Origin of the sequence: Pseudomonas putida, assembly GCF_001941965.1 — a bacterium.
Classification (GTDB): domain Bacteria; phylum Pseudomonadota; class Gammaproteobacteria; order Pseudomonadales; family Pseudomonadaceae; genus Aquipseudomonas; species Aquipseudomonas putida_L.
On sequence record NZ_MKZO01000012.1, the window covers coordinates 122,315 to 141,584 of the forward strand.

Annotated in this window: 16 protein-coding genes; 2 read left to right on the forward strand and 14 right to left on the reverse strand. The window is 61.1% G+C overall.

Annotated features, from left to right (window positions below; all coding sequences use genetic code 11):
- Positions 1-11: 11 nt before the first annotated feature.
- The 3 genes from htpG to PSEMO_RS07585 all read right to left on the reverse strand — a co-directional run bounded on the left by htpG (position 12) and on the right by PSEMO_RS07585 (position 2,960).
- Positions 12-1,916: a molecular chaperone HtpG gene (gene htpG / locus PSEMO_RS07575; RefSeq protein ID WP_075802500.1), complete on the reverse strand. Its 1,905-nt coding sequence runs from the start codon at positions 1,914-1,916 to the stop codon at positions 12-14.
- Between the two features lie 109 nt (positions 1,917-2,025).
- The gene (locus tag PSEMO_RS07580) at positions 2,026-2,487 is read right to left on the reverse strand and encodes a PaaI family thioesterase (RefSeq protein ID WP_075802501.1); all 462 of its coding nucleotides are present in this window, start codon (positions 2,485-2,487) and stop codon (positions 2,026-2,028) included.
- A complete protein-coding gene (locus tag PSEMO_RS07585; protein ID WP_075802502.1) occupies positions 2,484-2,960 on the reverse strand; it encodes a PaaI family thioesterase in 477 nt (158 codons plus the stop codon). Before PSEMO_RS07585 ends, PSEMO_RS07580 begins: the two co-directional genes overlap by 4 nt.
- 157 nt (positions 2,961-3,117) lie before the next feature.
- Here PSEMO_RS07585 and PSEMO_RS07590 point away from each other — a divergent pair, with 157 nt between their 5' ends.
- Positions 3,118-3,411 (forward strand): hypothetical protein, encoded by a 294-nt coding sequence (locus tag PSEMO_RS07590; protein WP_075802503.1) that lies wholly within the window; start codon positions 3,118-3,120, stop codon positions 3,409-3,411.
- A gap of 79 nt (positions 3,412-3,490) precedes the next feature.
- On the opposite strand, the gene PSEMO_RS07595 is transcribed toward PSEMO_RS07590, so the two are convergent.
- The 11 genes from PSEMO_RS07595 to sdhC all read right to left on the reverse strand — a co-directional run bounded on the left by PSEMO_RS07595 (position 3,491) and on the right by sdhC (position 17,598).
- Positions 3,491-4,228 (reverse strand): DUF599 domain-containing protein, encoded by a 738-nt coding sequence (locus tag PSEMO_RS07595; RefSeq protein WP_075802504.1) that lies wholly within the window; start codon positions 4,226-4,228, stop codon positions 3,491-3,493.
- Between the two features lie 262 nt (positions 4,229-4,490).
- Positions 4,491-5,804 carry a branched-chain amino acid transport system II carrier protein gene (brnQ, locus tag PSEMO_RS07600; RefSeq protein ID WP_075802505.1) on the reverse strand — a complete coding sequence of 438 codons (1,314 nt, stop codon included), beginning with the start codon at positions 5,802-5,804 and terminating at the stop codon, positions 4,491-4,493.
- A 440-nt stretch (positions 5,805-6,244) separates the two neighbouring features.
- Positions 6,245-7,129 (reverse strand): succinate--CoA ligase subunit alpha, encoded by an 885-nt coding sequence (gene sucD, locus PSEMO_RS07605; protein ID WP_004376004.1) that lies wholly within the window; start codon positions 7,127-7,129, stop codon positions 6,245-6,247.
- Complete coding sequence (gene sucC, locus PSEMO_RS07610; protein ID WP_023629628.1) at positions 7,129-8,295, reverse strand: ADP-forming succinate--CoA ligase subunit beta; 1,167 nt, start codon at positions 8,293-8,295, stop codon at positions 7,129-7,131. The genes sucD and sucC overlap by 1 nt, the downstream gene beginning before the upstream one ends.
- A 175-nt stretch (positions 8,296-8,470) precedes the next feature.
- Complete coding sequence (gene lpdA / locus PSEMO_RS07615) at positions 8,471-9,907, reverse strand: dihydrolipoyl dehydrogenase (protein WP_075802506.1); 1,437 nt, start codon at positions 9,905-9,907, stop codon at positions 8,471-8,473.
- A 96-nt stretch (positions 9,908-10,003) separates the two neighbouring features.
- Positions 10,004-11,227 (reverse strand): 2-oxoglutarate dehydrogenase complex dihydrolipoyllysine-residue succinyltransferase, encoded by a 1,224-nt coding sequence (gene odhB, locus PSEMO_RS07620; RefSeq protein WP_075802507.1) that lies wholly within the window; start codon positions 11,225-11,227, stop codon positions 10,004-10,006.
- A 40-nt stretch (positions 11,228-11,267) separates the two neighbouring features.
- A complete protein-coding gene (locus PSEMO_RS07625) occupies positions 11,268-14,099 on the reverse strand; it encodes a 2-oxoglutarate dehydrogenase E1 component (protein ID WP_075802508.1) in 2,832 nt (943 codons plus the stop codon).
- 258 nt (positions 14,100-14,357) lie between these two features.
- Positions 14,358-15,062 (reverse strand): succinate dehydrogenase iron-sulfur subunit, encoded by a 705-nt coding sequence (locus PSEMO_RS07630; RefSeq protein ID WP_009396299.1) that lies wholly within the window; start codon positions 15,060-15,062, stop codon positions 14,358-14,360.
- 11 nt (positions 15,063-15,073) lie between these two features.
- Positions 15,074-16,846 carry a succinate dehydrogenase flavoprotein subunit gene (sdhA, locus tag PSEMO_RS07635; protein WP_075802509.1) on the reverse strand — a complete coding sequence of 591 codons (1,773 nt, stop codon included), beginning with the start codon at positions 16,844-16,846 and terminating at the stop codon, positions 15,074-15,076.
- A 3-nt stretch (positions 16,847-16,849) separates the two neighbouring features.
- Complete coding sequence (sdhD, locus tag PSEMO_RS07640; protein ID WP_075802510.1) at positions 16,850-17,218, reverse strand: succinate dehydrogenase, hydrophobic membrane anchor protein; 369 nt, start codon at positions 17,216-17,218, stop codon at positions 16,850-16,852.
- The gene (gene sdhC, locus PSEMO_RS07645; protein ID WP_170394861.1) at positions 17,212-17,598 is read right to left on the reverse strand and encodes a succinate dehydrogenase, cytochrome b556 subunit; all 387 of its coding nucleotides are present in this window, start codon (positions 17,596-17,598) and stop codon (positions 17,212-17,214) included. Before sdhC ends, sdhD begins: the two co-directional genes overlap by 7 nt.
- Before the next feature lie 351 nt (positions 17,599-17,949).
- Between sdhC and gltA the strand changes: the two genes are divergently transcribed.
- A complete protein-coding gene (gene gltA / locus PSEMO_RS07650; protein ID WP_075802512.1) occupies positions 17,950-19,239 on the forward strand; it encodes a citrate synthase in 1,290 nt (429 codons plus the stop codon).
- Positions 19,240-19,270: the final 31 nt, after the last annotated feature.

Genomic DNA, 19,270 nt, shown 5'->3' on the forward strand with positions numbered 1-19,270 from the left:
CCTGCATCACATCAAGCTGACAGCTCGACCAGCAGCTTGTTCAGCCGGCGCACGTAGGCGGCCGGGTCTTTCAGGCTGTCGCCGGCAGCCAGGGCCGCCTGGTCGAAGAGGATATGCGAGAAGTCGGCGAAACGGTCTTCGCTCTGCTCGTGGTCCAGCTTCTCGATCAGTGGGTGAGCCGGGTTGAATTCGAAGATCGGCTTGGAATCCGGGACCTTCTGCCCGCTGGCTTCGAGGATCTGGCGCATCTGCAGGCCGAGGTCCTGTTCGCCGATGGCGAGAATCGCCGGCGAGTCGGTCAGGCGGTGCGAGACGCGCACTTCGCTGACGCTGTCACCCAGCGCAGCCTTCAGGCGTTCGACCAGGCCTTCCTTGTCCTTGGCGACTTCTTCCTGGGCCTTCTTGTCCTCTTCCGAGTCCAGCTTGCCCAGGTCGAGGTCGCCGCGGGCGACGTCGACGAAGCTCTTGCCGTCGAATTCGTTGAGGTAGCTCATCAGCCACTCGTCGATACGGTCGGTCAGCAGCAGCACTTCGATGCCTTTCTTGCGGAAGACTTCCAGGTGCGGGCTGTTCTTGACCTGCGCGTAGGACTCGCCGGTGAGGAAGTAGATCTTGTCCTGGCCTTCCTTGGCGCGGGCCAGGTAGTCGGCCAGGGAAACGTTCTGTTCGCCACCCTCTTCGTGGGTCGAGGCGAAGCGCAGCAGGCCGGCGATCTTCTCCTTGTTGGCGAAGTCTTCCGCCGGGCCTTCCTTGAGGACCTGGCCGAAGTTCTTCCAGAACGCCTTGTACTGCTCCGGTTCGTTCTTCGCCAGCTTCTCGAGCATGTCCAGCACGCGCTTGGTCAGCGCCGACTTCATCGAATCGATGATCGGATCCTTCTGCAGGATCTCGCGGGAAACGTTCAGCGACAGATCGTTGGAGTCGACCACGCCCTTGATGAAGCGCAGGTACAGCGGCAGGAAGGATTCCGCCTGGTCCATGATGAACACGCGCTGCACGTACAGCTTCAGGCCGCGCGGGGCTTCACGCTGGTACAGGTCGAACGGCGCACGGGCCGGGACGAACAGCAGGGAGTTGTACTCCAGCTTGCCTTCGACCTTGTTGTGGCTCCAGGCCAGCGGATTCTCGAAATCGTGACCGATGTGCTTGTAGAACTCCTGGTATTCCTCGTCCTTGATCTCGGTACGCGGACGGGTCCACAGGGCGCTGGCGCGGTTGACGGTTTCCCATTCCTGAGCCGGCTTTTCTTCGCCTTCGGCCGCTTCGGCCTCTTTCGGCAGCTCGATCGGCAGGGCGATATGGTCGGAGTACTTCTTGACGATGTTGCGCAGGCGCCAGCCGTCGGCGAACTCTTCCTCGCCCTTCTTCAGGTGCAGGACGATGCGGGTGCCGCGCTCGGCCTTCTCGACGGTGGCGACTTCGAAATCACCCTCGCCTTTCGACGACCAGTGCACGCCTTCGGCAGCCGGCGAACCGGCACGGCGGCTGTACACGTCGACCTGGTCGGCGACGATGAACGCCGAGTAGAAGCCCACGCCGAACTGACCGATCAGGTGCGAGTCCTTCTTCTGGTCGCCGGTGAGGTTCTTCATGAAGTCGGCGGTGCCGGACTTGGCGATGGTACCAAGGTGGGCAATGACCTCATCGCGGTTCATGCCGATGCCGTTGTCTTCGAGGGTGACGGTGTTGGCGTCCTTGTCGAAGCTGACGCGGATCTTCAGGTCGGCGCCGCCTTCGAGCAGCTCAGGCTTGGCCAGGGCTTCGAAGCGCAGCTTGTCGACGGCGTCGGAGGCGTTGGAGATCAGTTCGCGAAGGAAGATCTCCTTGTTCGAGTACAGCGAATGGATCATGAGGTGCAGCAGCTGCTTTACCTCGGTCTGGAAGCCCAGGGTTTCTTTTTGAGTCTCCACACTCATGGTCTTCAAAACTCCGATCTGATGTCATTGATCGCGCTGGCGAGCGGGCCTTCCGGGCACGCGCTGCGCCAGTCGCAGCGGGATGAACAGCAGATGGGGCCGTGACGGGCTATTTCAAGGGCGCGCTCAATTCTTTGATCTTGAAATGGGCGCGGGCGGTGGCGATGGGCTCGCTGATATCGCCCTGCCAGGCGGTAATCGCCACGTTGGTCACCCGCCGGCCCTGGCGCCACAGCTGGCATCGCGCCCAGGTATCGCAAAAGCGGCCGGCGCGCAGGTAGTCGATGGAAAAATCGATGATCTTCGGGATGCTCGCGCTTTCGCTGTAGATCAGCAGGTACAGGGCCGCCGACAGTTCCATGAAGCCGGCGATCACCCCACCGTGGATCGCCGGCAGCAAGGGGTTGCCGATGTTGTCCGGGTTGGCCGGCAGGCGGAACAGCAGGTCGTCGCCGTCACGGCTGCACTCGATGCCGATCAGCCCGGCGTAGGGGATCAGTTGCAGCAAGGCCGAGTAATCGCCACGGCTGTGCGCCTCGCGCAATTGCTGATGGATGTCCGCCGGAATCATTGCGCCTCTCCCTTGAGCTTGCGGGCGAAATTGATGCCGCCCTTGATGTCCTTGCCCAGGCGCATGTAGGTGCCGACCACCTGGGCGACGGGCTGCGTCGGGTCGGCCTGGTAGCAGGTGCCACGGATAAAGATCACCTCGCGGCTGACCCGATAGCAGTGGGCATGGCCGAACAGGTCCTGGTGGGCGACGCCGGGGCTCATGTAGTCGATGCGCAGGTCGAGGGTCGGGCACACCTCGAATTCCGGCAAGGCGCAGAGCGTGGCCATGCCCAGCGCGGTGTCCATCAAGGTGGTGATCGCGCCGCCGTGAACCGCTCCAGTCTGCGGGTTGCCGACGATCGCGGGGGAATACGGCATGTGCAGGACAATGCCCTCCCCGTCCACGGCATGAACTTGCATGTTCAATACCTGGCAATGACGCAGCGCGGAAAGAAAGCGCCCGGCGCGCTCCTGCAATGACGAATCATTCATACCTGAAGATTTCTCCAGCACTGTGCGGACCCGCACAAGACTGACAAAAAGTCCATATGGATCCGTAACTTATATATGTGTATCGTGCGCGGAACTTAAATCCAGAGGCACAACTCAAAGGATTCAAGTACCGCTATTCCACAAGGAGAAACACCCCATGCGTAAACCTTTTGCTTATGCCGTCATGATCGCCGCCGCCCTGGGTCTGGCCGCTTGCGATAAAGCCAGCGAAAACAAGGCACAGGATGCTCAACAACATGCCGAGCAAGCCCAGCAGAAGATGGACGAAGCTCAGGATAAAGTGAACGAGGCCGCGAAAGAAAACGCCGAAGCTGCCAAAGATTCCGCTGAAGCTGAACAAAAGGCCGCTGAAGAAGCTGCCAAAGAAGCTGCTCCAGCGACCCCGGCTCCAACCGCTCCAGCTGCTCCGGCAGAACCCGCCAAGCAATAAGTCTTGCTGGAATAAAAAAACCCGACTTCGGTCGGGTTTTTTTATTGTTCGAAAAAGTTCAATTTAAACTAGGCAACGCTCAAGCCGCGTCCTTGGCTGAGTCCTGGGCAACTGCCTCGGTCGGCGTATAGACCATCACCTCCAATACATCCGAGTGGAATTCCCGGCGGTACAACACCAGCACTACGCCGGCACTCATCGCCATGAACATCCACGGGCTGATGAACCAGCTGAGCATGGCCATGCCGAAATAGTAAGAGCGCAAACCGAAGTTGAACTGGTTGGCGGCCATGGAAATCACCCGCGCCGCCCGGGCCGCGAAGGCCTTGCGTTCCTGTTCGCTGACCTGGCGCTCGCCGATCATCGGCGCCGAACCCACCAGTACGGCGGCGAAGTTGTACTGGCGCATGCACCAACTGAAGGTGAAGAAGGCATAGACGAAGACAATCGCCAGGCACAGCAGCTTGATCTCCGACATGCTCTGCGACGCCTGCTGGACCAGCGGCAGGTCGGCCAGCAGCGACAGTGCGCGGTCGGAGGCGCCGAGCACGGTGAGAATGCCGGCAAGGATGATCAGGGTGCTGGAGGCGAAGAACGAGGCGTTGCGCTCCAGGTTGCCGATCACGCTGGCGTCGGCGATGCGGTTGTCGCGCAAGAGCATGCGGCGCATCCAGTCTTCGCGGTACAGGTGCATGACGCTGGCCAGGCACGCGGTGTCGCGGCCCTTCCAGGTGGCATAACGGGTGTAGCCGCCCCAGCAGGTGATGAACCACAGGGCGGCCAGCAGGTTGGTCAGGTTGCTCAGAATGAAGCTCATGGAGGGGTCCGGTGGGCAGTGACGGCAGTTCGACGTCCACACCCCCAAAAAGGACACGGCGCGGACCCTGTGGGAGCTGGCTTGCCAGCGATTGCGGTAGTGAATTCACCATCGCAATCGCTGGCAAGCCAGCTCCCACAGGGTCCGCGGCGCTTCCGGACATCCATGAAAAAGCCCCGCTTCCTGGGTAGGAAACGGGGCTTCGGGTATCACCGTCGGCAGGCGTTGATGGCTTGTGGCCTCGCCCGCCCTTCGATGCTACTCAGGCAGTCACTTCGCGCGGCTTGCCGAGCATGCGGTCACAGACCACGGCCACCACCAGGGTCGCCACGCACGGCACCAGCCAGGCCAGGCCCTGCTCGCTCAGCGGCAGGTGCTCGGCCCAGGCCGGCAGCCAATGCTCCAGGCCAGCGCCCTTCACCGCATCGATCACACCGAAGACCAGCGACACCGCCATGACCGGGGCCATGATACGGGTCTGCGAGTGCCACATGCCTTTGCAGAAGCTCAGGCCGACCAGCACGATGCACGGCGGGTAGATGGCGGTCAGCACCGGGATCGAGAACATGATCAGCTTGGTCAGGCCCAGGTTCGACACCAGCAGCGAGAAGCCGGCCAGGATCACTACCAGGGCACGGTACGACAGCGGCAGCAGGCGGCTGAAGTATTCGGCGCAAGCGCAGGTAAGGCCGACCGCGGTGACCAGGCACGCCAGGGCGATCAGGACCGCCAGGAAGCCGCTGCCCAGGGAGCCGAAGGTGTGCTGCACATAGGCATGCAGGACCACGGCACCATTGGTCGCGTTCGCGGCGATGTCATGGCTGCCCGCGCCAAGGCGGAACAGGCTGACATAGACCAGGGTCAGGCCGACACCGGCGATCAGGCCGGCGATCACTGCGTAGCGGGTGATCAGGCGCGGCGACTCGACGCCACGGGAGCGGATCGCGTTGACGATGACGATGCCGAACACCAGCGCGCCGAGGGTATCCATGGTCAGGTAACCCTGGATGAAGCCCTGGGAGAACGGCGCCGCCACATAGGCCGGCTGCGCTTCACCGATGGTCCCTGCGGGCAGGGCGAACGCGGCGATACCGAGTACCGACAGGGCGATGATCTTCAGCGGCGCGAGGAAGCGGCCGACGGTGTCGAGCAGCTTGCCCGGGTACATGGACACGGCCAGTACCACCACGAAGTACAGCAGGCTGTAAATGAACAGCGCGGTCGGGCTTTCGCCGGTCAGCGGTGCCACACCCACCTCGAAGGACACCGTCGCGGTACGCGGCGTGGCGAACAGCGGGCCCACTGCCAGGTAGGCAGCCGCGGCCAGCAGGCCACCGGCGATCTTGCCGATCGGGCTGCTCAGTTCGTCCATGCCGCCGCCGACCTTGGCCAGGGCGATAACGGTGACCACCGGCAGGCCGACTGCGGTGACCAGGAAGCCCAGGGCTGCCATCCACACGTGCGGACCGGACTGCAAACCAACGATAGGCGGGAAAATGATATTGCCGGCCCCGACGAACAACGCGAACGTCATAAAGCCAAGCGCCAGGATGTCCTGGCCTTTCAAAACTTTCATTTAAGGAAATACCACACTGCGTAAATCGGAATTTAGAGAGGGATTTCCCCTTGGGTTAGGGAAATGTTTTTTCCGCCCTGATTGAGGCGGACTTTTATAGCGTGGCGCCTCCTTTTGGGGGGCGGACACGAAATGAACCGGCATGGTACTCAAATTGACGCTCTGGCGCACGGCTTTGGGGCGGTTTGTCCGATGAGTGAACTGGAATGTCGCAAACGGTTGCGTCAGATCAGGAATGCGCGACTCTCGAAGCACACATCGGCCCCTGTGGGAGCTGGCTTGCCAGCGATGAGGCCAGATCAGGCAACATCATTGCCCTTGCCGGCCCTATCGCTGGCAAGCCAGTTCCCACATGGGTTTTGTGTCGTCCTGCAGATTCGAGCCAAAACGAAAAAGGCCACCCGAAGGTGGCCTCTTTCTGCTTGTTCAGCGAAGAAGTCTTACTTCTTCACTTCCCAACCGGTCAGCTCGGCCAGGGCCTTGCCGATGTCGGCCAGGGAACGCACGGTTTTCACACCAGCGTCCTGCAGGGCTGCGAATTTCTCGTCCGCAGTGCCCTTGCCGCCAGAGATGATGGCGCCAGCATGGCCCATGCGCTTGCCCGCTGGGGCAGTCACACCGGCAATGTAGGAAACCACTGGCTTGGTCACGTTGGCCTTGATGTAGGCAGCCGCTTCTTCTTCAGCCGAACCACCGATTTCGCCGATCATGACGATGGCTTCGGTTTTCGGGTCTTCCTGGAACAGCTTCAGGATGTCGATGAAGTTCGAGCCTGGAATCGGGTCACCGCCGATGCCGACGCAGGTGGACTGACCGAAACCGGCGTCAGTGGTCTGCTTCACGGCTTCATAGGTCAGGGTGCCGGAACGGGAAACGATACCGACCTTGCCTGGCAAGTGGATGTGACCTGGCATGATGCCGATCTTGCACTCGCCCGGAGTGATGACGCCTGGGCAGTTAGGGCCGATCAGGGTAACACCCAGCTCGTCGCATTTGACCTTGGCATCCAGCATGTCGAGGGTAGGGATACCCTCGGTGATGCAGACGATCAGCTTGATGCCGCCGAAGGCCGCTTCCAGGATCGAGTCCTTGCAGAACGGAGCCGGAACGTAGATGACCGAAGCGTCAGCGCCGGTAGCTTCCACGGCTTCCTTGACGGTGTTGAACACCGGCAGGCCCAGGTGGGTGGTGCCACCCTTGCCTGGGGTAACGCCGCCGACCATCTTGGTGCCGTAGGCGATGGCCTGTTCGGAGTGGAAAGTACCTTGCGAGCCGGTGAAGCCCTGGCAGATGACTTTGGTGTCTTTATTGATCAGGACGCTCATTACTTGCCCTCCGCAGCTTTTACAACTTGTTGAGCAGCGTCGGTCAGGCTGGTGGCCGCAATGATGTTCAAACCGCTTTCTGCCAGTACTTTAGCGCCCAGTTCAGCGTTGTTGCCTTCGAGGCGAACGACGACCGGTACTTTAACGCCGACTTCTTTCACCGCGCCGATGATGCCTTCGGCAATCATGTCGCAGCGAACGATGCCGCCGAAGATGTTGACCAGGACGGCCGCGACATTGCTGTCGGACAGAATGATCTTGAAGGCTTCGGTAACGCGCTCTTTGGTAGCACCACCACCTACGTCGAGGAAGTTGGCTGGCTTGCCGCCGTGCAGGTTGACGATGTCCATGGTACCCATGGCCAGGCCGGCACCGTTGACCATGCAGCCGATGTTGCCTTCGAGGGCAACGTAGTTCAGTTCGAACTTGGCAGCGTGGGCTTCACGGGCGTCGTCCTGCGACGGGTCGTGGAAGGTCTTCAGCTTGGGCTGGCGGTACATGGCGTTGGCGTCGATGTTGATCTTGGCATCGAGGCAGTGCAGGTCGCCGTCGGCCTTGATGACCAGCGGGTTCACTTCCAGCAGGGCCAGATCGTGATCCTTGAACAGCTTGGCCAGGCCAACGAAGATCTTGGCGAACTGTTGAACCTGCTTGCCTTCCAGACCCAGCTGGAAAGCCAGTTCACGACCCTGGAACGGCTGAGCGCCGACCAGCGGATCGATGGTTGCCTTGAGGATCTTCTCGGGAGTGTCGTGAGCGACTTTCTCGATGTCCACGCCACCTTCGGTGGACGCCATGAACACGATACGGCGGCTCGAACGATCTACAACAGCGCCCAGGTACAGCTCTTTGGCGATGTCGGTGCAGGACTCGACCAGGATCTTGGAGACTGGTTGACCGTTGGCGTCAGTCTGGTAGGTGACCAGATTCTTGCCCAACCATTGTGCAGCGAACGCCTTGGCGTCTTCCTTGCTGCGAACCAGCTTGACGCCGCCCGCTTTACCGCGACCACCGGCGTGGACCTGGGCTTTGACGACCCACTCCGAACCACCGATCTTGTCGCAGGCTTCTGCTGCTGCTTCCGGGGTGTCGACTGCGAAACCCTTGGAAACTGGCAGGCCGTATTCAGCGAACAGCTGCTTACCCTGATACTCGTGAAGATTCATGCTTTTTACCGTCTTCGTTAGGTACTGCGCTTCGGCGCTGCGCCCGGGAGGGGTGCCGCGCCACCTGTGACCGCTTGCCCCCGGTATGCTCCGGGAGTTCGAGTCCGGCGGACTTTCCGCGGTGAGTCATGCACGCAAGACTCACGACGGGCCGTCCGCCGTGGTTTTCTTATGATTAACGCTTCTTACGGTTGGCTACGTGGATGGCACCGCCATTCACGGCCAGCGCGGCTTCATGCAGCGCTTCGGACAGGGTCGGATGGGAGAAGACCATCATGCCCAGGTCTTCGGCACTGGTGCCGAATTCCATTGCGATTGCACCCTGCTGCACCAGTTCGGCGGCGCTTGGGCCAATCACGTGTACACCCAGGACGCGGTCGGTCTTGGCATCGGCGATGACCTTGACGAAACCGCCGGTGTCGTTGGCTGCCATCGCACGGCCGCTGGCCGCGAACGGGAAGGTGCCCACGTTAACCTCAACACCCTCTGCCTTCAAGGCTTGTTCGGTCTTGCCGACCCAGGCGATTTCCGGGTGGGTGTAGATAACCGACGGGATCAGGTCGTAGTTCATCTGGGCCTTGTGGCCCTTGATGCGCTCGACGACCATGATGCCCTCTTCCGAGGCCTTGTGCGCCAGCATCATGCCGCGCACCACGTCACCGATGGCGTAGACGCCAGGCACGCTGGTGGCGCAGTGATCGTCAACGAACACGAAGCCGCGCTCGTCGATGGTCACGCCGCTGTCGGCAGCCAGCAGGTCGGTGGTCACCGGACGACGGCCGACCGCGACGATCAGCTTGTCGAAGGTGATCTTCTGCTCGCCGTTGGCGTCGGTGTAGGTGACTTCGACTTCGTTGCCGTTGACTTGCGAGCCGGTGACGCGAGCGCCCAGCTTGATGTCCAGGCCTTGCTTGGTCAGGGTCTTCTGGGCTTCCTTGGCGACGGCGCTGTCAGCGGCCATCAGGAAGGTGTCCAGGGCTTCCAGGACGGTGACTTCGGCACCCAGGCGAGCCCAGACCGAACCCAGTTCCAGACCGATCACGCCAGCACCGATAACGCCCAGGCGCTTGGGTACGGCCTGGAATTCCAGGGCGCCGGTGGAGTCGACGATGACGTTCTGGTCGACCGGAGCCGGCGGAATGTCGATCGGACGGGAGCCCGAAGCCAGGATCACGTTCTCGGCTTCGATGATTTCGGTGGTGCCGTCAGCCTTGATGACTTCGACTTTCTTGCCGGCCAGCAGCTTGCCGTGGCCCTGGATCGAAGTAACGCCGTTGGCCTTGAACAGGGTGGCAACGCCGCCAGTCAGGTTCTTGACGATACCGGCCTTGCGGCCAACCATCGCAGCGACGTCCATCTTGACTTCGCCGGTGGAGATACCGTGGACGTTGAAGCTTTCTTTCGCTTCCTTGTACTTCCAGGAGCTGTCCAGCAGCGCCTTGGAGGGAATGCAGCCAACGTTCAGGCAGGTACCGCCCAGGGCCAGCTTGCCTTCGGCATCGGTGTATTTCTCGATGCACGCGGTCGTGAAGCCCAGTTGCGCGGCCTTGATGGCAGCCACGTAGCCGCCAGGACCTGCACCAATTACTACTACGTCGAACTTCTGGCTCATAAAAAGATTCCTTTATAGCTTCAAGCAGCAAGCTACAAGCTGCAAGACGACCGGCTTCTGACTTGAAGCTTGCCGCTTGCAGCTTGCAGCTGCGTATTAGATGTCCAGCAGCAGGCGTGCCGGGTCTTCCAGCAGGTTCTTGATGGTCACCAGGAAAGTCACAGCTTCTTTACCGTCGATCAGGCGGTGATCGTAGGACAGCGCCAGGTACATCATCGGACGGATCACGACCTGGCCGTTGATGGCCATAGGACGCTGGATGATGTTGTGCATGCCCAGGATGGCAGCCTGTGGCGGGTTGACGATCGGGGTCGACATCATCGAACCGAAGGTACCGCCGTTGGTGATGGTGAAGGTACCGCCAGTCATCTCTTCGATGGACAGCTTGCCGTCACGGGCCTTCTTGCCGAAGGTAGCGATGCCGTTCTCGATCTCGGCCAGGCTCATCAGCTCGGCGTTGCGCAGAACAGGCACTACCAGGCCACGGTCGCTGGAGACGGCAACGCCGACGTCCGAGTAGCCGTGGTAGACGATGTCGGAGCCGTCGATCGAGGCGTTGACCGCAGGGAAGCGCTTCAGGGCTTCGGTAGCGGCTTTCACGAAGAACGACATGAAGCCCAGGCGCACGCCGTTGTGGGTCTTCTCGAACAGGTCCTTGTACTTCGAACGCAGGGCCATGACTTCGGTCATGTCGACTTCGTTGAAGGTGGTCAGCATGGCCATGTTCGACTGTGCTTCGACCAGACGCTCGGCAACCTTGGCACGCAGGCGGGTCATCGGTACGCGCTTCTCGGTGCGGTCGCCAGCGGCGGTGACCACAGGAGCGGCGGCAGCAGCGGCAGGCTTGGCAGCCGGGGCAGCAGTTGGAGCGGACTTCTTGGCAGCAACGGCAGCCACGACGTCTTCCTTGGTCACGCGACCGCCTTTGCCGGTGCCGGCAACGGCAGCCAGGTCGATGCCGTTCTCTTCAGCCAGCTTGCGCGCGGCTGGAGCGGCGATCGGGTCGTCTTCGCCAGCGTCGGCAGCAGCAGCGGCCTGAGCAGGTGCGGCAGCCGGGGCAGCGGCAGGCGCGGCGGCAGCGCCACCGGCTTCGATCGAACCCAGGACTTCGTCGGACAGAACGGTGTCGCCTTCGTTCTTGACGATCGCGCCCAGCACGCCATCAGCGGTAGCCAGTACTTCCAGAACGACTTTGTCGGTCTCGATGTCGACGATCAGGTCGTCGCGCTTGACGGCTTCGCCCGGCTTCTTGTGCCAGGTGGCAACGGTGCCGTCGGCAACCGATTCCGGGAAGGTAGGGGCTTTGATCTCGATAGCCATTATCAGTGGTTCCTTAATTCGGTTTCAGGTGCGCGAGGCATTAAACGGTGAAGGCATCTTGCAGCAGTTTTTCCTGCTGCTCGGCGTGCATCGAAGCGTAACCACAGGCTGGAGCCGCGGACGCATCACGACCGGCGTACTCAAGGACCAGGTCCTTGTTGTGACGACCGAGGATACGGCGCATGTGGTGCTGGCTGCTGTACCAGGCGCCCTGGTTCATCGGTTCTTCCTGGCACCACACCACGTTCTTCAGCTCGGTGTACGGGGCGAGGATTTCAACCAGATCGTCTTCAGGGAACGGATACAGTTGTTCGATACGCACGATGGCGATGTCTTCACGACCTTCGGCACGGCGTTTTTCCAGCAGATCGTAGTAGACCTTGCCGCTGCACAGGACCAGACGGCTGACCTTTTTCGGATCGAGGGTATCGATTTCCGGGATCACGGTCTGGAACGAGCCTTCGGCCAGATCTTCCAGGGTCGAGATGGCCAGCTTGTGGCGCAGCAGCGACTTCGGTGTCAGTACGATCAGCGGTTTGCGCAGCGGACGGATCACCTGGCGGCGCAGCAGATGGTAGATCTGGGCCGGGGTGGTCGGTACGCAGACCTGGACGTTGTGCTCGGCGCACAGCTGCAGGTAACGCTCAAGACGTGCCGAGGAGTGCTCGGGGCCCTGACCTTCATAACCGTGTGGCAGCAGCATGGTCAGACCGCACAGGCGGCCCCACTTGTGCTCGCCGCTGGTGATGAACTGGTCGACGACCACTTGCGCGCCGTTGGCGAAGTCACCGAACTGGGCTTCCCAGATCACCAGCGCGTTCGGCGTGGTGGTGGAGTAGCCGTATTCGAAGGCCAGCACCGCTTCTTCGGACAGGAACGAATCGTACAGGTCGAAACGTGGCTGGCCTTCGAAGAGGTTCTGCAACGGAATGTAGGTGCTGGCGTCCTTCTGGTTGTGCAGTACCGCATGGCGGTGCGAGAAGGTGCCACGGCCGATGTCCTGGCCGGTCATGCGGATCGGGTGACCTTCGAATGCCAGGGTGGCGTACGCCATGGTCTCGGCATAACCCCAGTTGATCGGCAAGCCACCGGCCTGCATCTTCTGGCGGTCTTCGTAGATCTTCGACACCTGGCGCTGGACCACGAAGCCTTCCGGCAGCTCGAGGAGCTTGGCCGACAGTTCCTGCAGGGTCTTCAGGTCGAAGCGGGTGTCGTGACGCGCGGTCCAGGCATGGCCCAGGTACGGACGCCAGTCGACGAACAGCTCCTTGTTCGGCTCCTTGACCAGGCTCTTCACCACGTGCAGACCGTTGTCCAGCGCGTTGCGGTACTCGTCGACCTTGGCCTGGACGCGCTCGGCGTCGAGGCGACCCGCCTGGGTCAGGCTTTCGGCGTACAGCTCGCGGGTGGTGCGCTGCTTGGTGATCTGCTGGTACATCAGCGGCTGGGTGCCGTTCGGCTCGTCGGCCTCGTTGTGGCCGCGGCGACGGTAGCAGACCAGGTCGATGACCACGTCACGCTTGAACTGCATGCGGTAGTCGACCGCCAGCTGGGTCACGAACAGCACCGCTTCCGGATCGTCGCCGTTCACGTGCAGGATCGGCGCCTGGATCATCTTGGCGACGTCGGTGCAGTACTCGGTGGAACGGGAGTCCAGCGGGTTGCTGATGGTGAAACCAACCTGGTTGTTGATCACGATGTGCACGGTACCGCCGGTCTTGAAACCGCGGGTCTGCGACATCTGGAAGGTTTCCATGACCACGCCCTGCCCCGCGAACGCGGCATCACCGTGGATGGAGATCGGCAGTACCTTGTCGCCAACGGTGTCGTTGCGGCGGTCCTGACGGGCGCGAACCGAACCTTCCACTACTGGCGAGACGATTTCCAGGTGGGAGGGGTTGAACGCCATGGCCAGGTGGACTTCGCCGCCTGCGGTCATCACGTTGGACGAGAAGCCCTGGTGATACTTCACGTCACCGGAGCCCAGCTCGACCTTCTTCTTGCCTTCGAACTCGTCGAACAGCTCGCGCGGGTTCTTGCCGAAGGTGTTGACCAGCACGTTGAGACGGCCACGGTGGGCCATGCCGATAACCACTTCCTTGGTGCCGTAGGAGCCGGAGCGCTGGATCAGTTCGTCCAGCATCGGGATCAGGCTCTCGCCACCTTCCAGGCCGAAACGCTTGGTGCCCGGGTACTTGGTGCCCAGGTACTTCTCCAGGCCCTCGGCCGCGGTGACGCGCTCGAGCAGGTGGCTCTGGATGTCGGCAGAGAAGGACGGACGGCCACGCACGCTCTCCAGACGCTGCTGGAACCAGCTGCGCTGCTCGGAGTCGACGATGTGGGTGAACTCGGCGCCGATGGTGCGACAATATGTCTGCTGCAACGCATCGAAGATTTCGCGTAGGCTCGCTTCCTCTTTGCCGATGAACAGGTCGCCGGCACGGAAGGTCGTATCAAGATCGGCATTGGTCAAGCCGTAGTGATTGATCGACAGGTCTACTGGCGCGGGGCGCTGCCACAACCCCAACGGGTCGAGCTTAGCCGCTTGGTGGCCGCGCATACGGTAGGCCTGGATCAGTCGCAGCACTTCAACCTGCTTCTTCTCATGCTCACTGCTCACGCTCCCGGCGGACACCGGTTGGGCGCGGCGCTGGTTCTTCGCCAGCAGCACGAAATGGTCGCGGATCGTCGAGTGCGATACATCGGTAGCAGTGCTGCCTTCTGCGGGCAACTTCTGGAAGTAGGTGCGCCACTCTTCTGGCACGGCGTTAGGGTCGTGCAGGTAGAGCTCGTAGAGCTCTTCCACATATGCAGCGTTACCACCTGACAGGTGGGCGCTGTTCCACATGCGCTGCATCACGCTTTCTTGCATGCTTGGTCACCCTCGGTTAGGGGCCTCGATCGGCAGAACCACGTAAGCCTGGAGTCATCTCACCAAAACCAGGCCTGCAAGATCCCGCAGATTTACCGGGTACCAGCCCGGATGCCCCTGCTGGTCTCATATCTTCATAGGTAAAAGCTCGGGCTTTTGACCCTCGCTCGGGTTGCACCTCGATGCGGGCTTGCGCCCGCATCTTGGCGTACTGCGGTTACAACATTACAGCTTCACACTTTCAACACACTTTCAGAATCAGGTACCGCTCTGGAGCAGCATGTTACGTACGTGACCGATGGCCTTGGTCGGGTTCAGACCTTTAGGGCAAACGTTCACGCAGTTCATGATCCCGCGGCAGCGGAAGACGCTGAACGGGTCGTCCAGGGACGCCAGGCGCTCCTGGGTCTTGGTGTCGCGGCTGTCGGCCAGGAAGCGATAGGCTTGCAGCAGCGCGGCAGGACCGAGGAACTTGTCGGGGTTCCACCAGAACGACGGGCAGGAAGTCGAGCAGCAGGCGCACAGGATGCACTCGTACAGACCGTCCAGCTTGTCACGTTCTTCCGGCGATTGCAGACGCTCGATAGCCGGGGCCGGCGTGTCGTTCTGCAGGAACGGCTTCACCTTCTCGTACTGCTTGTAGAAGATGCTCATGTCGACGACCAGGTCACGGATAACCGGCAAACCAGGCAGCGGACGCACCACCAACTTGTTACCTTTTACGACAGAGGACAGCGGCGTGATGCACGCCAGGCCGTTCTTGCCGTTGATGTTCATGCCGTCGGAGCCGCAAACGCCTTCACGGCAGGAGCGACGGTAGGAGAAACCTTCGTCCTGCTCCTTGATCAGGGCCAGCACGTCCAGCACCATCAGGTCCTTGCCACCGGTATCGACCTGGAACACCTGGGTTTTAGGCGCCGAATCGGTATCCGGGTTGTAACGATAAACTTCTACTTGCAACATGGCGGCCACCCTTAGTAAGTCCGGACTTTTGGTTCGAACGCCGGTACGGTCTTCGGCGCGAAGTTGACTGCACGCTTGGCAACCCGCTTCTCACCTGGGAAGTACAGGGTGTGGCACAGCCAGTTTTCGTCGTCACGGTCTTCGAAGTCTTCACGGGCGTGGGCGCCGCGGGACTCTTTACGGTGCTCGGCCGCGATGGCGGTAGCTTCAGCGACTTCCAGCAGGTTCTGCAGCTCCAGCGCTTCGATACGCGCGGTGTTGAAGGCCTGGGACTTGTCGTTGATCTTGACGTTGGCGATACGCTCGCGCAGATCGGCCAGCTGGGCGATACCTTTCTGCATGTATTCGCCGGTACGGAACACACCGAAGTAGTTCTGCATGCAGCTCTGCAGCTCGCGCTTCAGGGTTGCGACGTCTTCACCAGTGGTGCGCTCGTTGAGCTTGTTCAGACGGTTCAGGGCGACTTCGACGTCGGTGTCGCTGGCGTCGCGGTATTCGATACCGTCGGTCAGCGCCTTTTCCAGGTGCAGGCCGGCAGCGCGGCCGAAGACCACCAGGTCGAGCAGCGAGTTGCCGCCCAGGCGGTTGGCACCGTGGACCGAGACGCACGCCACTTCACCTACGGCGAACAGACCTGGAATGATCTGGTCCTGGCCGTTGGCGTCCTGGGTGATGGCCTGGCCATGAATGTTGGTGGCAACGCCGCCCATCATGTAGTGGCAGGTTGGAACGACCGGGACCGGCGCGACGACAGGGTCGACGTGGGCGAAGGTCTTGGACAGTTCGCAGATGCCTGGCAGGCGGCTGTGCAGAACTTCTTCACCGAGGTGGTCGAGTTTCAGCATCACGTGGTCGCCGTTAGGGCCACAGCCGTTGCCGGCGATGATTTCCTTGACCATGGAACGGGCAACGACGTCACGACCTGCGAGGTCCTTGGCGTTCGGAGCATAACGCTCCATGAAACGCTCGCCGTGCTTGTTGATCAGGTAACCGCCTTCACCACGGCAGCCTTCGGTGACCAGTACACCTGCGCCGGCGATACCGGTCGGGTGGAACTGCCACATCTCGATGTCCTGCACCGGAACGCCGGCACGCAGGGCCATGCCCACGCCGTCGCCGGTGTTGATCAGGGCGTTGGTGGTCGAGGAGTAGATGCGACCGGCACCGCCGGTAGCCAGTACGGTGGCCTTCGAACGGATGTACTGGGTTTCGCCGGTTTCGATGCAGATTGCGATCACGCCGACGAACGCGCCGTCCTGGTTCTTCACCAGGTCAACCGCGTAGTACTCGTTGAGGAAGGTGGTGCCTGCCTTCAGGTTGCCCTGGTACAGGGTGTGCAGCAGCGCGTGACCGGTACGGTCGGAAGCGGCGCAGGTACGGGCGGCCTGGCCACCTTTACCGAAGTCCTTGGACTGGCCACCGAACGGACGCTGGTAGATACGGCCAGTCTCGGTACGGGAGAACGGCAGACCCATGTGGTCCAGTTCGAAGACCGCAGCCGGGCCTTCCTGACACATGTATTCGATAGCGTCCTGGTCACCGATGTAGTCGGAACCCTTGACGGTATCGTACATGTGCCAGCGCCAGTCGTCGTTCGGGTCGGCCGAAGCGATGGCGCAGGTGATGCCGCCCTGGGCGGATACGGTGTGCGAACGGGTCGGGAACACCTTGGTGATCACGGCAGTCTTGTGACCGCCCTGGGCCAGCTGCAGCGCAGCGCGCATGCCGGCACCGCCGCCGCCAACAATGATGGCGTCGAAAGAAATCGTTGGAATGATAGCCATGAATCAGATACCCCAGAGAATCTGCACACCCCAGACGAAGTACGCGAACATCGCGACACCGCATACCGCCTGGAACAGGAAACGAATCGCAGTCGCCGACTTGCCGAACGCCATAGGGGTCAGGTAGTCGGTTGCAATGGTCCACATGCCGACCCAGGCGTGAGCGCCCAGGGCAACCAGTGCCAGCAGACTGAAGATACGCATCGCGTTGTTGGAGAACAGAGCGTGCCACGTGGCATAGTCGATGCCAGGGTGCGCGACCAGGTAGCCGATCAGGAAGATGAAATAAGCCGCGAGAACGACCGCAGAAACGCGCTGCGCCATCCAGTCATAGAGGCCCGAACGCGAAAGGTTCGTGACGTTGGTTACCATATCCAAACTCCCGCCAGCACGATCACCACCACGGAGATGACGATGACAATTTTCGAGCCCAGTTTGCCGCCTTCCAGCGTCTCACCGATGCCCATGTCCATGATCAGGTGGCGCACACCGGCCACCAGGTGATACAGCAAGGCGGACAGCAGAGCCCAGAACACGAACTTGGCCAGCGGACTGGTCAGACACGCCTTCACCTCGCCAAAGCCTTCCTCGGAACCCAGGGATTTGCCCAATGCATAAAGCATGATGGCCAGGCCCAGGAACAGGATGACGCCGGAGATACGGTGAAGAATGGACGTGTAAGCGGTGATCGGGAGTTTGATGGTCCTTAGGTCTAGGTTTACAGGTCGTTGGCTTTTCACGGCTTTTTTCACACTGAAGAGCCCCTAGCAAGCAGGGCAAAGTTGTTGGTAAGTGTACTGGTCAGGTACCCACCACCCAGGGAGCGGCGACCCCCAGTGAGACGGGCGCGGATGCCCCTGGCGGTCGGGTGCCGAGTATAGACAGTTAGGCTACTAATGACAACGTGAAGGGGTAGCCCAAATAGCGCATTGCCTTTATCGAACAAAAGGCGTAAATGGGCGACATTTTCGAGGAAAAACAGGGCCTAAACCCCGTTACAACCGGGCTTTAGGCAAATTGACATTCGAATTTATCTCACTATAGTGGTGCGGGCCCTGCGTGGGGGGTCTGTCAGATGATTTCAAGCATTAATAGGAGGCCACATGGCTGACAAAAAAGCGCAGTTGGTCATCGAGGGCGCAGCCCCCGTCGAGCTGCCCATTTTAACCGGCACCGTTGGTCCAGATGTTATCGACGTCAGAGGGTTGGGGGCCACGGGTCACTTCACTTTCGACCCTGGTTTCATGGCGACTGCATCCTGCGAGTCGAAGATCACCTACATCGACGGCGACAAGGGCATCCTGCTGCATCGCGGCTACCCGATCGAACAGCTCGCCGAGCAATCCGACTACCTCGAAACCTGCTACCTGCTGCTCAACGGCGAACTGCCGAACGCCGAGCAGAAGGCCCAGTTCGTCAGCACCGTGAAGAACCACACCATGGTGCACGAGCAGTTGAAGTCCTTCTTCAACGGCTTCCGCCGCGACGCCCACCCGATGGCCGTCATGTGCGGCGTGGTTGGCGCCCTGTCGGCGTTCTATCACGACTCGCTGGACATCAATAACCCGCAGCACCGGGAAATCTCCGCCGTGCGCCTGGTCGCCAAGATGCCGACCCTGGCCGCGATGGTCTACAAGTACTCCATGGGCCAGCCCATGATGTACCCGCGCAACGACCTGTCGTACGCGGAAAACTTCCTGCACATGATGTTCAACACCCCGTGCGAGATCAAACCGATCAGCCCGGTACTGGCCAAGGCAATGGACCGGATCTTCATCCTCCACGCCGACCACGAGCAGAACGCCTCCACCTCCACCGTGCGCCTGGCCGGCTCCTCGGGTGCCAACCCGTTCGCCTGTATCGCCGCCGGTATCGCTGCACTGTGGGGCCCTGCCCACGGCGGTGCGAACGAAGCCGTGCTGACCATGCTGGATGAAATCGGCGACGTGTCGAACATCGACAAGTTCATCGCCAAGGCGAAGGACAAGAACGATCCGTTCAAGCTGATGGGCTTCGGTCACCGCGTCTACAAGAACCGCGACCCGCGCGCCACCGTGATGAAACAGACCTGCGACGAAGTCCTGCGCGAGCTGGGCATCAAGAACGACCCGCAGCTGGAACTGGCGATGCGCCTGGAAGAGATCGCGCTCACCGATCCGTACTTCATCGAGCGCTCGCTGTACCCGAACGTCGACTTCTACTCGGGTATCATCCTCAAGGCGATCGGCATTCCGACCAGCATGTTCACCGTGATCTTCGCCCTGGCGCGGACCGTCGGCTGGATCTCGCACTGGAAGGAAATGCTCTCCAGCCCGTACAAGATCGGCCGCCCTCGCCAGCTGTACACCGGCTACGAGTCCCGCGACATGGTCAAGCTGGAAGACCGCAAGTAAGCTTCGGCCGAACGCAAAAAAAGGCTGCCAT

Bases quoted from the DNA above. Each gene is read 5' to 3' on its own strand.
- htpG (WP_075802500.1), bottom strand. From the start codon at position 1,916: ATGAGTGTGGAGACTCAAAAAGAAACCCTGGGCTTCCAGACCGAGGTA.
- PSEMO_RS07580 (WP_075802501.1), bottom strand. From the start codon at position 2,487: ATGATTCCGGCGGACATCCATCAGCAATTGCGCGAGGCGCACAGCCGT.
- PSEMO_RS07585 (WP_075802502.1), bottom strand. From the start codon at position 2,960: ATGAATGATTCGTCATTGCAGGAGCGCGCCGGGCGCTTTCTTTCCGCG.
- PSEMO_RS07590 (WP_075802503.1), top strand. From the start codon at position 3,118: ATGCGTAAACCTTTTGCTTATGCCGTCATGATCGCCGCCGCCCTGGGT.
- PSEMO_RS07595 (WP_075802504.1), bottom strand. From the start codon at position 4,228: ATGAGCTTCATTCTGAGCAACCTGACCAACCTGCTGGCCGCCCTGTGG.
- brnQ (WP_075802505.1), bottom strand. From the start codon at position 5,804: ATGAAAGTTTTGAAAGGCCAGGACATCCTGGCGCTTGGCTTTATGACG.
- sucD (WP_004376004.1), bottom strand. From the start codon at position 7,129: ATGAGCGTCCTGATCAATAAAGACACCAAAGTCATCTGCCAGGGCTTC.
- sucC (WP_023629628.1), bottom strand. From the start codon at position 8,295: ATGAATCTTCACGAGTATCAGGGTAAGCAGCTGTTCGCTGAATACGGC.
- lpdA (WP_075802506.1), bottom strand. From the start codon at position 9,907: ATGAGCCAGAAGTTCGACGTAGTAGTAATTGGTGCAGGTCCTGGCGGC.
- odhB (WP_075802507.1), bottom strand. From the start codon at position 11,227: ATGGCTATCGAGATCAAAGCCCCTACCTTCCCGGAATCGGTTGCCGAC.
- PSEMO_RS07625 (WP_075802508.1), bottom strand. From the start codon at position 14,099: ATGCAAGAAAGCGTGATGCAGCGCATGTGGAACAGCGCCCACCTGTCA.
- PSEMO_RS07630 (WP_009396299.1), bottom strand. From the start codon at position 15,062: ATGTTGCAAGTAGAAGTTTATCGTTACAACCCGGATACCGATTCGGCG.
- sdhA (WP_075802509.1), bottom strand. From the start codon at position 16,846: ATGGCTATCATTCCAACGATTTCTTTCGACGCCATCATTGTTGGCGGC.
- sdhD (WP_075802510.1), bottom strand. From the start codon at position 17,218: ATGGTAACCAACGTCACGAACCTTTCGCGTTCGGGCCTCTATGACTGG.
- gltA (WP_075802512.1), top strand. From the start codon at position 17,950: ATGGCTGACAAAAAAGCGCAGTTGGTCATCGAGGGCGCAGCCCCCGTC.